General features: G+C 60.3%; 16 protein-coding genes and 4 pseudogenes. 10 read left to right on the forward strand and 10 right to left on the reverse strand.

Features of this window, described 5'->3' with window-relative positions; translation table 11 throughout:
* Positions 1 to 21: 21 nt before the first annotated feature.
* A pseudogene (locus BBBR_RS10750) lies at positions 22 to 126 on the forward strand (glucosamine-6-phosphate deaminase); the annotation flags it as partial.
* A 24-nt stretch (positions 127 to 150) separates the two neighbouring features.
* On the opposite strand, the gene BBBR_RS07890 reads toward BBBR_RS10750, so the two are convergent.
* From BBBR_RS07890 to BBBR_RS07900, 3 genes and pseudogenes are all read right to left on the reverse strand, one after another.
* Positions 151 to 1,161, reverse strand: coding sequence for a LacI family DNA-binding transcriptional regulator (locus BBBR_RS07890; protein WP_003830015.1), 1,011 nt, complete (start codon positions 1,159 to 1,161; stop codon positions 151 to 153).
* An 80-nt stretch (positions 1,162 to 1,241) separates the two neighbouring features.
* Positions 1,242 to 1,439 (reverse strand): annotated as a pseudogene (locus BBBR_RS07895) (IS30 family transposase); the annotation flags it as partial.
* Between the two features lie 227 nt (positions 1,440 to 1,666).
* Positions 1,667 to 2,992 (reverse strand): ABC transporter substrate-binding protein, encoded by a 1,326-nt coding sequence (locus tag BBBR_RS07900; RefSeq protein ID WP_003830012.1) that lies wholly within the window; start codon positions 2,990 to 2,992, stop codon positions 1,667 to 1,669.
* Between the two features lie 229 nt (positions 2,993 to 3,221).
* On the opposite strand from BBBR_RS07900, the gene BBBR_RS07905 reads away from it, so the two are divergent.
* The 3 genes from BBBR_RS07905 to BBBR_RS07910 all read left to right on the forward strand — a co-directional run bounded on the left by BBBR_RS07905 (position 3,222) and on the right by BBBR_RS07910 (position 6,831).
* Positions 3,222 to 4,397 carry an ROK family protein gene (locus BBBR_RS07905; RefSeq protein ID WP_047928295.1) on the forward strand — a complete coding sequence of 392 codons (1,176 nt, stop codon included), beginning with the start codon at positions 3,222 to 3,224 and terminating at the stop codon, positions 4,395 to 4,397.
* 9 nt (positions 4,398 to 4,406) lie between these two features.
* The gene (locus BBBR_RS10755) at positions 4,407 to 4,631 is read left to right on the forward strand and encodes a sugar ABC transporter permease (protein ID WP_003830009.1); all 225 of its coding nucleotides are present in this window, start codon (positions 4,407 to 4,409) and stop codon (positions 4,629 to 4,631) included.
* A gap of 178 nt (positions 4,632 to 4,809) precedes the next feature.
* Entirely contained in the window at positions 4,810 to 6,831 is a 2,022-nt protein-coding gene (locus BBBR_RS07910) for a beta-N-acetylhexosaminidase (protein ID WP_003830007.1), read from the forward strand.
* Between the two features lie 171 nt (positions 6,832 to 7,002).
* On the opposite strand, the gene BBBR_RS10760 is transcribed toward BBBR_RS07910, so the two are convergent.
* Complete coding sequence (locus BBBR_RS10760) at positions 7,003 to 7,194, reverse strand: hypothetical protein (protein ID WP_003830005.1); 192 nt, start codon at positions 7,192 to 7,194, stop codon at positions 7,003 to 7,005.
* On the opposite strand from BBBR_RS10760, the pseudogene BBBR_RS11270 reads away from it, so the two are divergent.
* The 5 genes and pseudogenes from BBBR_RS11270 to BBBR_RS11275 form a co-directional block, all read left to right on the forward strand.
* Positions 7,108 to 7,321, forward strand: a pseudogene (locus tag BBBR_RS11270) (hypothetical protein); the annotation flags it as partial. The gene BBBR_RS10760 and the pseudogene BBBR_RS11270 overlap by 87 nt on opposite strands.
* A 148-nt stretch (positions 7,322 to 7,469) precedes the next feature.
* Entirely contained in the window at positions 7,470 to 8,837 is a 1,368-nt protein-coding gene (locus BBBR_RS07920) for an ABC transporter permease (protein WP_003830000.1), read from the forward strand.
* On the forward strand, positions 8,834 to 10,057 hold the full coding sequence (locus tag BBBR_RS07925; protein WP_003829997.1) for an ABC transporter permease: 1,224 nt from the start codon (positions 8,834 to 8,836) through the stop codon (positions 10,055 to 10,057). The genes BBBR_RS07920 and BBBR_RS07925 overlap by 4 nt, the downstream gene beginning before the upstream one ends.
* A 12-nt stretch (positions 10,058 to 10,069) precedes the next feature.
* Entirely contained in the window at positions 10,070 to 10,705 is a 636-nt protein-coding gene (locus tag BBBR_RS07930) for an ABC transporter ATP-binding protein (RefSeq protein ID WP_003829995.1), read from the forward strand.
* A 308-nt stretch (positions 10,706 to 11,013) separates the two neighbouring features.
* Positions 11,014 to 11,106, forward strand: a pseudogene (locus BBBR_RS11275) (branched-chain amino acid ABC transporter permease); the annotation flags it as partial.
* Between the two features lie 92 nt (positions 11,107 to 11,198).
* Here BBBR_RS11275 and BBBR_RS07940 read toward each other — a convergent pair.
* The 3 genes from BBBR_RS07940 to BBBR_RS07950 all read right to left on the reverse strand — a co-directional run bounded on the left by BBBR_RS07940 (position 11,199) and on the right by BBBR_RS07950 (position 13,413).
* Positions 11,199 to 11,717: a low molecular weight protein-tyrosine-phosphatase gene (locus BBBR_RS07940; protein WP_015439171.1), complete on the reverse strand. Its 519-nt coding sequence runs from the start codon at positions 11,715 to 11,717 to the stop codon at positions 11,199 to 11,201.
* 115 nt (positions 11,718 to 11,832) lie between these two features.
* Entirely contained in the window at positions 11,833 to 12,495 is a 663-nt protein-coding gene (locus tag BBBR_RS07945; protein ID WP_003829989.1) for a dihydrofolate reductase, read from the reverse strand.
* 117 nt (positions 12,496 to 12,612) lie between these two features.
* Positions 12,613 to 13,413 (reverse strand): thymidylate synthase, encoded by an 801-nt coding sequence (locus BBBR_RS07950; protein WP_015439172.1) that lies wholly within the window; start codon positions 13,411 to 13,413, stop codon positions 12,613 to 12,615.
* Positions 13,414 to 13,617: 204 nt separating this feature from the next.
* On the opposite strand from BBBR_RS07950, the gene BBBR_RS07955 reads away from it, so the two are divergent.
* The gene (locus BBBR_RS07955) at positions 13,618 to 14,031 is read left to right on the forward strand and encodes an OsmC family protein (protein ID WP_003829986.1); all 414 of its coding nucleotides are present in this window, start codon (positions 13,618 to 13,620) and stop codon (positions 14,029 to 14,031) included.
* A gap of 144 nt (positions 14,032 to 14,175) precedes the next feature.
* Here the strand turns inward: BBBR_RS07955 and BBBR_RS07960 are convergent, their stop codons facing one another.
* From BBBR_RS07960 to BBBR_RS07970, 3 genes are all read right to left on the reverse strand, one after another.
* Complete coding sequence (locus tag BBBR_RS07960) at positions 14,176 to 15,213, reverse strand: universal stress protein (protein WP_032738308.1); 1,038 nt, start codon at positions 15,211 to 15,213, stop codon at positions 14,176 to 14,178.
* 220 nt (positions 15,214 to 15,433) lie between these two features.
* On the reverse strand, positions 15,434 to 16,159 hold the full coding sequence (locus BBBR_RS07965; protein ID WP_003829981.1) for a C40 family peptidase: 726 nt from the start codon (positions 16,157 to 16,159) through the stop codon (positions 15,434 to 15,436).
* A gap of 159 nt (positions 16,160 to 16,318) precedes the next feature.
* The gene (locus tag BBBR_RS07970) at positions 16,319 to 17,056 is read right to left on the reverse strand and encodes an NlpC/P60 family protein (RefSeq protein ID WP_003829978.1); all 738 of its coding nucleotides are present in this window, start codon (positions 17,054 to 17,056) and stop codon (positions 16,319 to 16,321) included.
* Positions 17,057 to 17,112 lie beyond the last annotated feature (56 nt).

Raw genomic sequence — 17,112 nt, forward strand, 5'->3', positions numbered from 1 at the left:
ATATTCATATTCCCCAAACACAACAACGACATCAACCAGGTGCCGACCCACTGCATCACGCAGGGCATCGGCACGGTGCTCAAGGCCCGCCACCTCGTGCTGCTCGCATTCGGCGCGGGCAAGGCCGCGAGCCAGTGCCGTCCGTCTTCGTCAATTCATCATGGCCGAGGGGACAAAACTGGCTCGCGGCACCAGCTCGGTCGTCAGCAGAATGTGCCGTCGCACCCGACGCTCATGCTTCAACCCATCGATCAGGGTGGAGAATGCCATGCGCGCCAACTCCCTTTGATCGATTGCATATGAGCTCAGCGACGGTGACGTGTACCGAGCGATCGACTGGTTGTTCACGCTTACCACGGCCAACTCGTCAGGAACCGCCACGCGTAGCGCGTTCAATGCTTGCAATGCCCCCACCGCGAGCACATCAGCCGCCACGATCAGACCGTCGGGCATGGTGCCTGTCCCGCGATGGTCAGAAACCAATTGCTCCGCGAGACGATAGCCGTTCTCCACGGTGAACGTGCCGGACGAATACACCAGCCCGTCCGTTTCCAATCTCAAGTGAGTAGCCCACTGACGGAACGACAGCTCGCGGATATCCTCCGGATAATCATGCGTACCCATGATGCTGCCTACGCCGCCAAGAAACGCGACACGCTTGCGGCCCGTCGCGATCATTGCATCCAGAGCGTCCAGCATCGTCTGCGACAGATCGGGTCGCACCGAATCGAACAGATGAGGCGCCGGATTCGTGTCGATACACACGCCATGAGGCAGCACCGCGTGCAACGCACGTAAATCCGCCTCGGGGAACACCGTGGCACCCACGGTGATGAACCCGTCGAACTCCGATGCGCGCTCCGTCAGCTCATGTATGGAACGGATGGATGCGGGAGGGTCCAATTCCATCGATTCCGCGCACTCCGCAAGGACTTTCCGCAGATCGGCGAAGTATACATCCTGTAGCTCCTCCCCAGACGGAGGCGCATCCAGCACTGCGATCGCAGGGCGGAACACGTTGCGATACCCCAGCTCTTCGCATACACGCAGCACACGCCGCCGCGTCTCCTCCTTGATGGAGAACGATGAGTCGTTCAGCAGACGCGACACCGTGCTCTGCGACACCCCGGCCCGTTCCGCGACTTCCTTGAGCGTGGCCATGACATCCTCCCCGCAAACTTTAGTAAAGGGTTTTACTACAGCATAACCCGAGATTTGCAAGATGCCCCGTTGCCCGCTGTCTATTTAGAAGTGCAACGCCCTTGTTTGTCGGTTAATTCTAGCAGTTCGTCGGCGAACGCCTCGGCCGGCGTGCGGTAGCCGAGCACCCACATGGGACGGTTGTTGATCTCGTCCACGATGGCCTGCACGTCGGCGGCCATGGACGGTTCGATGCGGGAGCGTTTGGGCAGGTAGCGGCGGATCACGCCGTTGCGGTTCCCGTCGTGCGGGTGTCCATCATGTCGTTCATGTCCATCGGTCCTTTCCATGTGGTTTCCATTTCGGACACCACCCGCCTGCCATGCGCGCAGCGCATGGCCCGGGGCCGTGTTCCCGCTCCGATAATAATGAATGCAAAAGCACCCTACCCCGGAAGGAGATTGGGGTAGGGTGCCTATCTTTGTCGACGGAAGATACCGACGTTATTCACCGTTTGGATTATTGGTCACTGAACGGTGAAGCCTTGATCCTTGGCGTAATCCTTTAGAGCCTTCTGCCAGTTGTCTGCGGCTGTTCTGAAGGAGGTTTTGCCCTCGAAGAACGATCCCATGCTGTCGCCGTAGATGGAGCGGGCGTAGGGTTCGAAGGGCAGGAACTCCCATTTGCCGGTGACATCCTTGGCGGCTTGGGAGAAGATCTCGTTGTATTTCTGTCCTCCGAAGAACTCGTTGTCGCTGCCGTCGGTGTTCTTGAGCGTGGTCCTGGTGAGGAAGTCCTTCTGGTTGAGGGTCTTGGTGGTGGCGGGGAAGCTGCCGTTGGATACGCGGGCGTCGATGCCTTCGTCGTTGGTGGTGACGTATTCGACGAACTTTTTGGCGGCGTCGAGTTTGCCGTCGGGGATCTTCTTGGCGATGGCTAGTCCGCTGCCGCCGTATTCGCCGTTGATGGGCGTTCCGTCGATGGTGGGCAGGAGGGCTACGCGGAATTTGCCGGTGGCTTGGGGCACGCCCTGCAGGAGGTTGTTGGCCATCCATGCGCCGCTGATGAGACTGGCGATGGAGCCGCCACCCAGTGACTTCATCCAATCGTCGGTCCAGCTCTTCGTGTGGACGTCGATGAGGTCTTCGTCGCGCATCTTCTGCCAGAGGTCCATGAACCGCTGGGCGCCTTTGTCCTTGGTGATATTGATGGTCAGTTTGTCGTCGTTGAGTTTGTAGGCGTGGCCGCCCATAGCCCACATCATCGCGTTGAACAGGCCACCGTCGCCGGAGTCGGAGGTGATGTAGGAGCCGGTGGCGCGGATCTTCTTCGCGTCTTCGTAGAACTCGTCCCAGGTGGCCGGTGGTTCGCTGATGCCGGCCTTGTCGAACACGTCCTTGTCGTAGAAGTAGGCCATGGGGCCCGAGTCGGCGGGCATCGCGTACAGGCCGCCGTTGATGTTCACGGAGTTCCATGTGCCGGGGGTGAACGTGTCCTTGAGCTTGGCGGTGTCGTAGACCTTGCTCAGGTCCATGAGCGTGTCCGAATGCACGAACTGCGGGATGGCGAGGTATTCGATCAGGGTGACGTCAGGCAGACCGCTGCCGGCTTGGGCCGCGTTGTTGAGTGCGGTGTAGGTCTCGTTGGGTTGGCCGACGTTGCTCACCTTCACCGTGATGTCAGGATTGGCCTTCATGAAGGATTTGGCGGCGCGATTGATGCTGGTGTCCCACGACCATACCGTCAGTTCGGTCTTGCCCGAGCTTGTGGTCGTGTTGCCGCATCCCGCGAGAGGGATGAGCAGGGCTCCGATGGCAGCCGTGGCTATGACTGCGCGCGTGGTGTTGTTCATGTTGGTCTTCTTTCCGTGCCTGACCGTCTCTGGCCGTAGCAACTACTTTGTTTGGACGTCGAGCATAATTATGTACAGAGATGGGAAACTCGTCAAAACACCAGCGTTTTCATATTGTCAGTCCCCTGATGGGCGCTATTCTGAAAGCCGTTCGAGGATGACGCCGGGATGTCTGTCCCGATAATGTGATTCCGCATTTCCGCAATCGTCTCACCCGAGGATGGCTCCCATGTACGCTAAATCCAATCCCAGCGACGCAAGGGCCAACAACCGCAGACTGTTGTTCCGGCTGCTGTTCCCCGACCGGCAACTGTCGCGCGCCGACCTATGCAAGGAGACGGGGCTCTCGCGCGCCACTGCGACGGACGTGACCGGCGAGATGATCGACGACGGCCTGCTACGTGAACTGGGGTCGGGGAAACGGGATGGCCGTGGCAAGCCGGGCACCTTGCTGGCCATCGATACGGATGTGCTTCGTCTGATATGCATCGATCTGTCGCACCCGTATGTGATGACCGGTGCCGTGATGGATCTGCGGGCCAGAATCGTGGAGCGTCGCGAACGTGTGCTTGATGATGGCGACCGGGTCGATCTCGACGATGTGCTCTCGCTTGTGGGCCAGATGATCCGGCTTGCCAGTTCGGGGCTTGTCGGCATCGGCGTCGCAGTCCCCGGCGTGGTCTCCGGCGCGGGGAGGGTGATCTCCAGTTCCAATCTCGGCTGGGACGACGTGGAGCTTCGCGACATGCTCGAAGGCGAGTTCTCGCTGCCGGCCCGAGTGGACAACGACGCGAACGCCGCGCTGCTCGCCGACCACTTCCTCGGGCACGGCAATCCCAACTGCCTGCTTGTGCAGATCACCCGGGGCATCGGCGCGTCGGTGCTGCTGAACGACGAGTTCGTGGATGGCGACGACCATGCGGCCGGCGAGATCGGCCATGTTGTGATCGACCCGAACGGTCCGGCATGCACCTGCGGCAAGCGCGGCTGCCTGGAGACCTACGTCTCCGCCATCGCGTTGCGCGACCGCATTCGCCGGGACCCGAATCGGCGCGCGGACATCCTGGCCGAAGCTGGTGCGAGGCTCGGCGAAGCTCTGGCCATGCCGGTGAGCCTGCTGAATCTTCATGACATCGCCGTCTACGGACCTCCCGACATCGTCGGCGAGACGCTGCTCAATGCATGCGACGAGACCGTCAACTCCTTGTCACGGAACGACTACCAGAGCGGTATGCGGGTGCGTCGGTGTGAGCTCGGCGACGACGCCACTCTGCGAGGGCAGGCGGTCTCCGTGCTGCGCGAGATCGTGGGCGGGCGCGGGCTGTACGCGGCGACCACGCAGGTGGACAAGTCCTGCTTTGAGGCGGCCCAGCTGGACGGCTGCTCAAAGCTGCGCTGCTACTAGCAGATCACCGTGCCGCCGATCAAGCCGAGCCTGATAGTCATCACGATGCCGTCGGTGATCTGGGACTTCAACGTGTTCAACCAGATCTGGCTCGTCTCCCAGGGAGGCCCCCGCGAGACGACCGCGACAATCGGCATCTTCACCTATAAGAAGGCGTTCGTGTCGTTCGGCGTGGCGGCACCGGCACCGGCGCCGCCACGAGCGTGCTGGTCACGCTCATCCTGCTCGCCCTGACGAGCGTGTACATCCGCTACCTGCTCAATCCGTGGAGGACCTGCGACCACGAATAGGGCAACCGCAAACCACGGCGTCGGGACCATCTCCGTACAATGGCCCCGACGCCGCACACGCCATCTCAGGACCGAACGAAACCCAAAACAATCCTTAGCGTCATCCCAAGAAAGGAACCTCCATGAACGGTCAAACATCTCTGCAAGGATGGACCATCATCCCCATGCCGCAAACCATGCAGCATAAAGCGAACATCGCATTGCTGCCAATGTGCGGACGAATCAACGAAGCGCGCGCAGTCGGTGACGATCGGCACATACTTGCCGTGCAGCTCATCGACGACATCCGCGCAGCCACCGGATTGGAATGGGATATCGCCACCGGCGACCGCTGGCCGGGATTCATCACCTTGACGACCTTTGACGACCCCCATGCACACCCGTCCGGTGCATATACGCTCGATGTCACCCCGGACGGCGTGACCGTAGCGGGAGCGGATTTCGAGGGTGTGCGTAACGGCGTGCAGACTTTGCGTCAGCTCATCCGCCAATGCGGCGCCGCCCTGCCCTGCCTGCACATCGAGGACCGACCCGCCTTCGAAACGCGCGGCTACTACCTCGACGTCACCCGCGGGCGCGTCCCCACCCTCGACTGGCTCAAACACTGGGCCGACAAGCTCTGCCTGTACAAATACAACCAGCTCCAGCTCTACATCGAACACACCTTCGCGTTCGACTCGATGAGCGAGACCTGGCGCGGTTCCAGCCCGCTCACCCCGCGCGACATCCTCGAATTCGACGACTACTGCGCCGAGCGCGGCATCGAGCTGGTCCCGTCGGTCTCCACGTTCGGACACCTCTACATGGCCCTGCGCACGCAATCCCTGCGCGACCTCGGCGAGTTCCCCGAAACCGCCGACGAGCCGTTCGGGTTCATCGACCGCATGCACCACCACACATTGAACATCGGCGACGACCACGCCTTCGCCCTGTCGTGCCGGCTCATCGACGACTACCTGCAACTGTTCCGCTCCAACAAATTCAACATCTGCGCCGACGAGACCTTCGACCTCGGCAAGGGCCGGTCCAAGCCCCTCGCCGACCGCATCGGCGTCGCGGCCATGTACGCCGACTACGTCACCCGCCTGTGCCGCCACCTCGAAGCCCAGGGCAGACGGCCGATGATGTGGGGCGACATCGCCCTCGAACACCCCGAGATCCTCGACCGGCTCCCCGAAACCGTCACCCTGCTCAACTGGCAGTACGACCCTCAGGTCACGGACGAGAAGATCCGCACCGTCGCCGAATCCGGTGCCAAGCAGATCGTATGCCCGGCCGTATGGTGCTGGAACGCGCTCCTGCCGCGCATCGACGACGCCTGGAGCAACATCACCCGCATGGCCCGCTACGGCAGGCAATACGGCGCCCAGGGCATGCTTGTCACCGACTGGGGCGACTTCGGCCATGTCAACGACCCACGCATGGCCATCCCCGGCATGATCATCGGTGCACAGGAATCATGGAACCCGGGACGAATCCCGGATGAGGCCGACATGCTCCGCCGTATCTCCCAACTCGAATACCACGACGCCAGCGGAGAACTGCTTGATATTCTTACGCATGCAAGTCATGCGGCCAGTTTCGAATGGAACCACCTGATCACTTGGCTGGAACTTGATGACGGACAAGGCGGAGTCAACACCGGGGTCCTGCAAACCATCCCGGGACTGCTGCCGGAAAACGAACGACCGGACGATGTGATCCGTTCCCTCCAGAACGAAAGCAAGACACCGTCACTTGCGGAATCCCGACGAATGCTGCTCCGCTATCTGAAACACCGCATCACGCTCGGCGAAACCGCAGATCACCTTCTGCAGGCCAGCGCCCGTCGAATCTCCGCGATCACCGCGACCGCAGGACCGCGGAACGCAGGAAACGCCGCTGCATTCCGCATAGCCGTCGAGGGGCAGCGACTGCTGAACCGGGTTGGCCTCCGGCTTGCGTCCGAGACCGGGATCACTGACACTTTGCAGCCGAACACCACATCTCAACATGACGATGAGGCGAACCTTGCTGAAGCATTGGAGATCTGGATGGAGGCGTATGCGACGCAATGGAGCACGGTCAGCCGAGACTCCGAACTCCGTCGTCTGCAAGATACGGTGTGGAAGTTAACGGACCATCTGCGCTTCCAATCCGTCTGAGGCTGCGATTGTGAGATTTCGACCAATCAGATAGCGAAATGCCGTGAGGGACCAGATTCAGATCCCTCACGGCATTTCCTATACGAAGGTGTGTCACGTATCGCGAGGGGGCGGTGACGTTTTGTTGGACTTCGTTGTCTGAATGGTCGTTCGCAACGATAGCACGCACGTTCAGGCGACGAGCATGCCGTCGTAGCGGTCGATGACCGGCGGCAGGTACATCTTGCCCGCCGGGATCCCGGACTCGGTAATGTCCGTGACCCACAGCTCGTTCGGGTTCGCGGCGCGGGTTCGGGCGAATCCGGCGTCTGGCACAAGACCGTCATCTGCTGGCTCGTCCTGGTCGTATACCTGTACATCCAATGCGAAAACTATGCGTTCGCCGCCCTGCCGCTCCTCGTGTTCGCTGCCTCGAAGGTGAGGCGCGAGCGCTGATTCCTCGCGGGCCGACGCATCGACGCGGCCCGCGATGGATCAAAATCCAGAATAACCGACATTCGCCGCTGTTCCGTCTTTCGCCCAAGGCGTATTCTCCCCGTATCTTGAGGTGCATCATGTATTGTCGCGGCTAACTAACCGGCGAAACGCGGCATGTTTCGCATTTTGGGCGAAAAGCCCAAGGCCCACAGGAGGTATTGATGACGTTCGTTGCACGGTCGGTGCGCTATGTGCTCAGAAAACGAGTGCGAACCATAGTGCTCCTCATAGTACTGACCATCATAACGGCGAGTATGCTATCCACGATCGCGGTTTCTCGGGCAGCTCAACAGGCCGCCGGACGAATCGAGAAGGAAGCGGTCGGTGGATTCGTGCTGGCCAGCAACCTGCAGGGCAGCATGCTCACGCCTCGCGGAGGCGGCATGGTGCGTCCCGCCGACGTGCGCCGGATCGCCCAACTGCCCGGGGTCGATTCGTATATGGTCCGTCAGAACGCCACCGCCGATCTCGTGGGGGCGAATGTGGCGAAGGTCCCCGGCGGCGATGATTACGATGCGACCAAGGAGCAGCAGTTCGGCAACGCCGCCAACGTCATAGGCACGAATGATTCGTCGAAACTCAACGTGTTCACGTCGCGCACGCTCGGCATGGCCGAAGGACGACACCTGAAGGCCTCCGACAAGTACACGTCGATGATCCATGAGGATCTCGCCAAAGCCAACGGGCTCAAAGTCGGAGACACGCTCACGCTCAAGGCCAACGCCTACGACGCCGACAACGAATCACATTCGACGGCGACCGTCAAGACCACCATCGTGGGCATATTCAAGGGCGACAGCGCCAGAAAGGTATCCAGCCGAGCGGAACTCACCGCCAACACCATCTACACCGATCTGGATACCACACGCGATCTGTACCAGTACAAGGACGGCAAGGAAATATACCAGGACGCCACCTTCGTGCTGTCCAAAGGCGTTGACGTGGAGAAGACCATGGATGCCGCGAAGAAACTCCCGGTGGATTGGAACAACTATCAGATCACGCGCAACGACCAGTATTCGTCGAGCATGCTGCATGCCGCCCGCGGCGTGCGCTCCATGATGCGCGGCGCCCTGATCGGCGTGACCGTCTCGGCCGTGCTCGTGCTCAGTCTCATGCTGCTGCTGTGGATGAACGACCGCCGTCAGGAGATGGGCATACTGGTGTCCCTTGGCGTCGGCAAGCCCTCCCTGGTCGCCCAATACCTCACCGAGATGATGCTGATCGGTCTGCCGTCCCTTGCCCTCGGCTGGCTGTGCGCGCAGGGAATGGCCCAATGGCTCGGCACCACGGCGCTCCATTCCGTGAACGCCTCCGCGGCGAAGGAGCTGAGCAGCATGGGGCAGGTCGGCGGCGATCTTGAATCCAGCATGTCGGTGCGCACCCTGGATTCGCTCACGGTGTCGGTCGACGGGACCGCCATGCTGTACGTGGCGCTCGGACTGTTGGCGGTGATGCTGGTGTGCGTCGCGGTGGCGTGCATGCCGATGCTGCGCAAATCGCCGCGAGACCTGTCGGAGATTCGATGATGAGCATGAATGTGTGGAAGCGTGCCACGTTGGCGATCGTGCGCAAGCCGGTACGCAGCGGCATCATCGGTCTGCTGATGCTGATGGTCTTCACGAGCCTGGTGGCGCAGGTCGGAGTCTCGACGGCCCTGCGTACCATGTCCGACAGCATCGGCGCGGGCATGGGCATAGGGTTTACCGTCAGCGCCGGCGAGAATCCCATCAGCGCCGAGGAGGCGAGCCGGTTCTCGCGTATCCCCGGTGTGACGAAGACCGCCTATGCGACGAAGACCTTGGCGCAGGTGGATGGCGCGCGTCCGGTCATGCCCCGGCAGGGCCCCCGACTGGACTCCGATCTGGCCATGCAGGTCAGCGTGCTGGGCACCACCGATTCCTCATTGTCCGAGGAATTCCAGAGTGGCCTGTACCGCTTGGAGCAGGGCCGCCACATCTCGGGCGACGGCGACAATGTGCTGGTCCACCGCGACTTCGCGCTGCAGAACGGCCTATCGGTCGGCTCGACATTCCGTCTCCGGCAGGAGGGGCGCAACGCCACGGTGCGTGTGGCCGGGATCTTCTCCGGCAACGTGCAGGCCCAAAGCCCCCTGCCCTCGGACACTTCCGAGAACCTCATCTATTCGGGCAGGCGAGTGACCTCCGCTCTGACCGGAAACGACCAGATCGGCATGATCCGATGCCTGTCGGATAATCCGCAGGACCTGTCCGCGGCGGTCAGTCAGGCCAAGACCATGGCCGGCGGCAAGTACGACGTCACCGACGATTCGGCCCGGCTCTCCGGCGTCCTGCAATCCGTGCAGACGGTGCGTGATCTGGTGCGCATGGTGCTGCTGTCCGTCTGCCTCGCGGACGTACTGGTGCTGGCGATGGCGCTGGTCTTCTGGATTCGTTCACGCATCCATGAGATAGGCACGCTTCTTGCCCTCGGCATCGGCAAGATGCGGATTGTCGCACAACTCGCCATCGAAACCGGACTCATGGCGGCGGTCGCCGCCCTGTGTTCGCTGGGCACCGGCGCCATGCTGTCGGGATACGTGTCTTCCCGACTGTTGCGCGATTCGGGCGTCGCGCCGCTGGAATCGTTGCATGTGGAGGCCTTGCCGCCTGAGCAGACGATGCTCATCCTGCTGCTCGGATGCGCGGTCATCGCCGTGGCCCTTGCCGTGTCATGCGCCGCCGTGCTGTCCAAATCCCCGAAATCCATTCTTTCCTCTATGCGTTAGGAGTCACCAATCATGTCTAACTGTCTGCAACTGGACCACGTCGATTACGCCTACGGCGCGGCGAAGATCCTTGTTCTTTCGGATGTCAGCGCGGATTTCGAATCCGGGAAGATGTATGCGATCACCGGCCCGTCCGGCGCCGGCAAGAGCACGCTGCTGTCGCTGCTGGCCGGCCTGGACGCCCCCTCCCGGGGAGTGGTTCGCTTCGAAGGGGAGGACATCGCCGCATCGGGCTATGCGAAGCACCGTCGGGAGCACGTGTCCCTGGTGTTCCAGGACCATAACCTGATCGACTACCTCACCCCCGAAGAGAACCTGCGGCTGGTCAGCACCAAGGCCGACATGAAGATCCTCGAGGAACTGGGTTTGAGCCGTGAGGAATCCAAACGCAACATCATGCACCTGTCGGGCGGCCAGCGTCAACGGGTGGCGGTCGGCCGCGCGCTGGTCGCGCCGGGCCGCGCGATTCTCGCGGACGAGCCGACGGGCAGCCTCGACCCGGAGATGACCGACGAGGTGATTCATCTGCTGCAGCACGCCGCCCATCAGATCGGCAAATGCGTGATCGTGGTGACGCATTCCAAGCGCGTCGCCGACTCCGCCGATGTCGTGCTGCGTCTCAGGAACAAGAAACTGACCCGGGCGTGACCAGTCTGAGCCGGGCGGCACCCATACACCGCTTCGGCATTTCGGCATTTCGGCACTCCGGCACTCCGGCACTCCGGCACCCCGGCACCCCGGCGACCCACTCGCGTTGCCGGGGTGCCGTATTCGTTCTGAGCCATAATGTGCGTGATAGTGGAACCATGCCAGTGATGAATGATGAAGTGCCCGGCGTGGCCGGCATAGAGAGGGAAACAACCAGCATGGCACACGACGGCACCCGATTCACGTCGTCGCATGGATCATCCGATGGCCACTCGGTCACGACACCCACACGCAACACCAACCGCTGGCTGCCGGCTCTCAAAGCGGCCTTCCCGCTCACCATCCCCATCTGCTTGGGATTCCTGTTTCTTGGAGCCTCCTATGGCATTCTTAGCGGCACAATCGTGTACATGCTGCTGGTGCAGCTGGTGTTCTGAGAACTCCCCTCAGTCCGCTACGCGGACAGCTCCCCTCAGAGAGGGGAGCCAAAAACTCACAATTGTTGGGCCACCCAGTCGACGATATAGGGCGCGACTTCCTCGATCTGGTCAATCGCGACCTCGAACTCATGCTGTCCGCCGTACCACGGGTCGACCAAGTCAATCTGATCCTCACGTCCAGGCTTCGGCTTGGGCAGGTTCGGATCGAAGCTGCGGTACATATGCACTTCAGCACGCTTGCCGGCAGGCAGCATGCGCAGCAGCGAGCGCATATGCGAGGCGGTCATCGGCAGGAACAAGTCGGTACGCTCGATTTCCTCGCGGGAGATGCGATGAGCAAAATGATCGCGCGGGATCTCGTCGCCATATCCACGCTCGCGCAGCACGCGCACGGCACGCGGGTCAATCGGATGGCTCCATTCCTCATCGGAAACACCACTGGACTCCACATCCACCTGATCACCCAGTCCGCGCTCATTGAAGAAGTGGCGCAAGATAATCTCTCCCATGGGGGAACGGCAGATATTGCCGGTGCAAACGGTCATTACGGTATAGGGCTGAGTGTCAGTCATCACGGTCTCATTCTTAATCGGGGCCATCACTGGCCAGTACGGATTATCACACGGTGGGTAATATGCAGAACCTCGTCAGGCGGCCGAACCATCAACCGTCAACGAGGTCGCTGCATCACTTGGTCTTGCGCAAGATGCGGAAACGGTACGCGGCGATGCCGGGCTCGTCCTTCGCGGGCGTGAGCCACTCCCCCGCTTCAGCTTCATGCCAAAGCCCTGCTTCAACCAGCGATTCGACATCCGGAGCATAGGCATCGGCATCCACAGTGGCGTCAAGATCGGTCACATAGGCCTTATCCGCAAACGGCAGCGCCTCGGAGAACAGCTGTGCACCTCCGATGACCCAAATCTCGGAACGATCCAGACCGTCATCCGGAATCGCCTCCTGACGAGCCAGATCAAGCGCATCATCAAGGCCGGTGACCACGGTCGCCCCCGGCGCACGATACATCGGATCATGGGAAATCACAATGTTGTCACGGTTGGGCAACGGACGGTACTTCACACCAAGCGATTCCCAGGTCTTACGGCCCATAATCACCGGATGAGAGACGGTCAGCTCCTTGAAATGCTTCATGTCTTCAGCGCAATGCCAAGGCATACCGCCGTTGAGCCCGATGGCACCAGCGCGACCTTCCTTGTCGCGGGCCTGAGCCCAAATAAGATTCACCGAGAAAGTCTTGGGGAAATCATCGCCCCAGTCTTCTTCAGTGGCAGACAGCCCGGCAGATCCGGGCTCGGGTTCGTGATAGCCGCTACGGCTACTGTCATGCTCCATTTCGCTGTACTCCTTTTGGATTGCGGAACTGGGCCTTAGTGTAGTGGACAGCGCAGACTCGGGCCGCGTTCACGGCCCAAGTTTTATGCCCTGCGGACAATGCCTGGTCAGACAATATCAGACAGCAACAGGCGCCTTGATGGTGGGGTGATGCTGGTATCCGACGATGGTGAAGTCCTCATACTGGTAATCGAACAAGGAATCAGCCTTGCGGATTTCAATGGTCGGGTAAGGGTACGGGTCGCGGCTCAGCTGCTCCAGGAACTGGTCGACATGGTTGTCGTAGACGTGGCAGTCACCACCGGTCCAGACGAATTCGCCAGGTTCAAGACCAGCCTGCTGGGCCATCATCATGGTCAGCAACGAGTAGGAAGCGATATTGAACGGCACGCCAAGGAACATGTCGCAGGAACGCTGGTACAGCTGGCAGGAGAGCTTGCCATTGGCCACGTAGAACTGGAACAGCGCATGGCAGGGAGGCAACGCCATCTTCTCCACCTCGGCCGGGTTCCACGCGGAGACGACCATACGGCGGGAATCGGGATGATTCTTGATCAGATCAAGCACATTGGAAATCTGGTCGATGGTGCGGTTCGGATCCTCAGGAGTGGGAGCCGGCCAGGAACGCCACTGCACGCCGTAGACCGGGCCCAAATCGCCGTTCTCATCCGCCCATTCATCCCAGATGTGGACGTTATGCTCCAGCAGCCAATTGATATTCGAAGAGCCCTTGAGGAACCACAGCAGCTCGTAGGCCAGCCCTTTGAAGAACACCGTTTTGGTGGTCAGCAGTGGGAAATACTGGGACAAGTCGAAACGCATTTGCTGCCCGAACAGGGAAATCGTACCGGTTCCGGTGCGATCGGACTTCAGCGTGCCTTCGGTCAGAATCTTGCGTACCAGATTCTCATACGGCATGGGAATGTCGGTTTGGGGGCGCGCAGGAATACGGGAACGGATATCTGCAAGTTGTTCTTCGGTCAAAGCCATACGCACCAGTGTAGCTTAGAGGCATAATAGAGACGTCCACATAAACGGGAGCACCGGTCACGAACCGTGCTTCCCCGCCGGTATCGGTCGATAGAGCCAGTTCGCCGACGGATGAAATGAAAGAGGATAGCCATGGGTAAGCGACTGTGGGTTGAGCGCAACAAGGACGGTTCATGGGATGCGTTCAGCGATGACGGCGCGCACATCAAGTTCGGCAAGGATCGCGGCCAGTTCACGCCGGGTGATCTGATGAAGGTCGCGCTGGCTGGTTGCGCGGCACTGTCCAGCCAGTTCGCCATCGAACACACGCTGGGTGAAGGCAAGGGCGCCAAGATTGTGGTGGATGGCACCTATGACGCCGACGGCGACGCCTACACCGGCTTTGACGAGCAAGTGGTGATCGATGCTTCCGACGCAGGCTTGAGCGATGAGGACGCCGACAAGCTCAAGGAGCGCGTCACCCGTCACATCGACAAGGGCTGCACGGTCAAGCACACATACGTGCAGGAAACCCCGGTGCGCATGAGCGTCACCGTCAAGCACTGAGACTTACTTGGCTCCCCTGAGGCTGAGCCGTGAAGCAGACAGCCCAGTGAGCTGTCTGTAGGCGAAGCCTGAGAGAGACGACAGTTGAACGAAAGCAGAAAAAACGAAGAGGCTCCCATTGGGAGCCTCTTTCCGTATTGAGACTTACTGCCGATCAGGATCGATGGTTTCCTCGATCTTCTTGGCCACCTCGGGCTCGGCCTTGGTCACCGGAATCTCCTCGACGCCGGCAATCTCCTCCAACGACTTGGTGGGCACATCAGCAGGCGAGCTCGGCACGGTGTCAAGACGAGACTCAGCAGCCTCCACATACTTGCGCGGCACCACATACACCGGTCCGGCTGCATGCTGCAGCAGTCCCTGACTGGTGGAACCCAGCAGCAGACCGGTGAAGCCACCGCGGCCACGAGAGCCTACAACCACTACATCATGGTCGAAGCTAGCCTTGGTCAACGCACTGACGGCCGGGCCGGAGACGATCTGCTTATTGATCTTCAGGTCAGGATGGGCCTCCTGCAGGGGCTTGATACGCACCTCAAGGTCTTCCTTGTAGGATTCCATGACCGCGTCTTCGCCGTCAACGCCCTTCAGGTTCGGCACAGCGGACATCACATCCAGCTCTGCGCCCCAGACGGCAGCAAAGTCGGCGGCAATCTCCAGAGCCTTCAGACCCCACTTGGATTCGTCGGAACCGACAGCCACCTTGGTGATGGTGTTGTTCAAGTGCATCAGGTTACCGTCATCATCGGTGTACGGAACCACCACAATCGGGCAGTATGCATATGCCGGCAGCGACGAAGACGTGGTGCCCAGCAGACGCTCGGCCAAGCCTCCCTTGCCGCGGTTGCCGATAACGATGAGGTTGTAGTTGCGCGATAGTTCGACGAACACCGAAGCGGGATCGCCCGTGACGATTAGTGTGGCAGCTTCCACACCCTGCTCATCTGCGATGGCCTTGGCCTTGGACAGAATCTCCTGAGCATCGGAATGCGCGGCGTTGTCATCCCCCATCGCCGTATATGTGGCATCGAACGATACAGCAGCATAGCTCGGCAGGGAATACGCGCAGACAATCTGCAACGTGAGTCCGGCATGCTTGGCATAATTCGCGGCCCACCATGTTGCCTTATAGCTGGCATGCGACCCGTCAACACCGACGAGAATGGCCTTGTCGTTAATCATGACGACCTCCTTGAAGTTATTGCGATATGTAATATCGCGTACTTTCAACAATACCCCGCGACACTCGGATTTGCTGGCAAACTCAGCCGAAAAAGAACAACACGGAATTTTGCTGGACATGTCTCGCTTTGCCGTGGAATACTTCTCCCCACTCCATACAGCGCTGGTAAAAACGCAAAAAGCGCGCCCCGAGGGACGCGCTTCATAAGAGCAATGCGAGCTACAGCACGCGGCGAATGGAATATCCGCCGGAGAACACGGAAGTGCTGGTCACCTGCGTTCCCAAGCCAGGAGACAGTGCGTTCATGACCAGACCATTGCCGATATAGATAGCTGCATGAGTGCCATTGGCAACGATATCGCCTGGCTGCGCTTGTGCGAGACTACCGACAGCAGTGCCCACACCGGCTTGTGCGCCGGAGGAGTGCGGCAGGGAGATGCCGAATTGCGCGTATACGTACTGCACAAAGCCGGAGCAATCCCAACCAGAGGGAGTGTTGCCGCCATACACATAGGGATAGCCGCTGAATTGGGAAGCAAAGCGGGCCACATCAGCACCGGAACCAGTGGCGCTGCCTAAATCAACCTGCGGAATCGCGGCACGTTGTGCCGAACGGCTCGCGGCCTGGGTCTGCGATGCCTGGGCCTGAGCGGCGGCCTGCTCTTCGGCGGCCTTACGAGCTGCGGCATCCTTTTCAGCCTGAGACTGCGTCTGCGGCACATCAAGGCTTTCCACATCACCCCAACTGGAATTGTCATCAGTGGAGGTGGCAGTCGATTCGGCAAGAATGTTCTTCTTGACCGTCGTCACTTTCGGGAAAGAGCGAGAAGACACCACAGCAGTGCCCATATCGGCAGCGTTGACCGTCGGCGTCACACAGGCGAACATTGCGGCAGCGGCCGCAATCGTCACCAATGTAGAAGCAATGTATTTAGCATTCATCATCAACACGGAACTGTAACACACCCGGGGCAATCTTCACCAGTCGAGCACAGCATCAACCGACTGGTCTCATAGGCAACACGCCGAAGCATCAATCAGCCCTATAACGCAATCGACTCCGACGCTGACGCAATCGGAGTCGATGTATAAAGCCTTTGGCGCTTACGGAATGCGCACCACCATGGTCAGGCGATTAGGCAACGTGCCGGCAAGCGCCACAACGCCGCCGGTCCAACCACCGTGAATGGCTTTGCCGCCTCCCACATAAAGACCAACATGATCATAGTGAGCGCCGCCATTGGTACCGTTGGTGTACTTGTAAATCAGGATATCGCCCGGCTGCAGCGAACCATCGGTCACCACATAGCCACCGGGAACATTGGCATACTGTTCCGGCCATCCATGGAAGCTGATACCACGGGCAGCCAGCGCGGCAGACACCAGAGCGGTGCAGTCCATCGCACTGCCGATCAAGGAGTACGCACGATCAACGGATGCCGCAGCACCAGCGGAAACACCGGCACCGGTATCGGCATAGCTCAACGAAGTACGAGCCTGGCTACGGCTGGCTGCAGCGGATTGAGCCTGAGCCGCTTGAGCGGCGTCCTGCTCCTTAGCGGCCTGCTCTTCGGCGGCCTTACGAGCTGCGGCTTCTTTTTCGGCCGGAGACTGCGTCTGTGGCACATTCAAGCTTTCCACATCACCCCAGCTGGAATTGTCATCAGTGGAGGTGGAAGTAGCTTCGGCGGTCAGGTTACGACGAACCTGCGAGTAGGACGGGAACGACTTCGTAGAGGTCACTGTGCCTTCATCGGCGGAGGCTGCGGGAACAACAGCAAACAGACATGCCACCGCCACACAGGACGCGAAAACAGAAGAAAGTGCTGATTTTGCCTTCATAAATCCTTCACCTTACACCGTGCCGGTTAATGGCCCAAAATGCGATGCCGTCTGCT

The sequence above is a fragment of the Bifidobacterium breve DSM 20213 = JCM 1192 genome (assembly GCF_001025175.1).
Lineage (GTDB): Bacteria > Actinomycetota > Actinomycetes > Actinomycetales > Bifidobacteriaceae > Bifidobacterium > Bifidobacterium breve.

What these genes read in the sequence shown, in the direction of transcription:
- BBBR_RS07965 (WP_003829981.1), bottom strand. Translation starts at nt 16,159, where the DNA reads ATGATGAATGCTAAATACATTGCTTCTACATTGGTGACGATTGCGGCC.
- BBBR_RS07920 (WP_003830000.1), top strand. Translation starts at nt 7,470, where the DNA reads ATGACGTTCGTTGCACGGTCGGTGCGCTATGTGCTCAGAAAACGAGTG.
- BBBR_RS07960 (WP_032738308.1), bottom strand. Translation starts at nt 15,213, where the DNA reads ATGATTAACGACAAGGCCATTCTCGTCGGTGTTGACGGGTCGCATGCC.
- BBBR_RS07910 (WP_003830007.1), top strand. Translation starts at nt 4,810, where the DNA reads ATGAACGGTCAAACATCTCTGCAAGGATGGACCATCATCCCCATGCCG.
- BBBR_RS07955 (WP_003829986.1), top strand. Translation starts at nt 13,618, where the DNA reads ATGGGTAAGCGACTGTGGGTTGAGCGCAACAAGGACGGTTCATGGGAT.
- BBBR_RS07970 (WP_003829978.1), bottom strand. Translation starts at nt 17,056, where the DNA reads ATGAAGGCAAAATCAGCACTTTCTTCTGTTTTCGCGTCCTGTGTGGCG.
- BBBR_RS07925 (WP_003829997.1), top strand. Translation starts at nt 8,834, where the DNA reads ATGATGAGCATGAATGTGTGGAAGCGTGCCACGTTGGCGATCGTGCGC.
- BBBR_RS07940 (WP_015439171.1), bottom strand. Translation starts at nt 11,717, where the DNA reads ATGACTGACACTCAGCCCTATACCGTAATGACCGTTTGCACCGGCAAT.
- BBBR_RS07930 (WP_003829995.1), top strand. Translation starts at nt 10,070, where the DNA reads ATGTCTAACTGTCTGCAACTGGACCACGTCGATTACGCCTACGGCGCG.
- BBBR_RS07890 (WP_003830015.1), bottom strand. Translation starts at nt 1,161, where the DNA reads ATGGCCACGCTCAAGGAAGTCGCGGAACGGGCCGGGGTGTCGCAGAGC.
- BBBR_RS07905 (WP_047928295.1), top strand. Translation starts at nt 3,222, where the DNA reads ATGTACGCTAAATCCAATCCCAGCGACGCAAGGGCCAACAACCGCAGA.
- BBBR_RS07900 (WP_003830012.1), bottom strand. Translation starts at nt 2,992, where the DNA reads ATGAACAACACCACGCGCGCAGTCATAGCCACGGCTGCCATCGGAGCC.
- BBBR_RS07950 (WP_015439172.1), bottom strand. Translation starts at nt 13,413, where the DNA reads ATGCCGTATGAGAATCTGGTACGCAAGATTCTGACCGAAGGCACGCTG.
- BBBR_RS07945 (WP_003829989.1), bottom strand. Translation starts at nt 12,495, where the DNA reads ATGGAGCATGACAGTAGCCGTAGCGGCTATCACGAACCCGAGCCCGGA.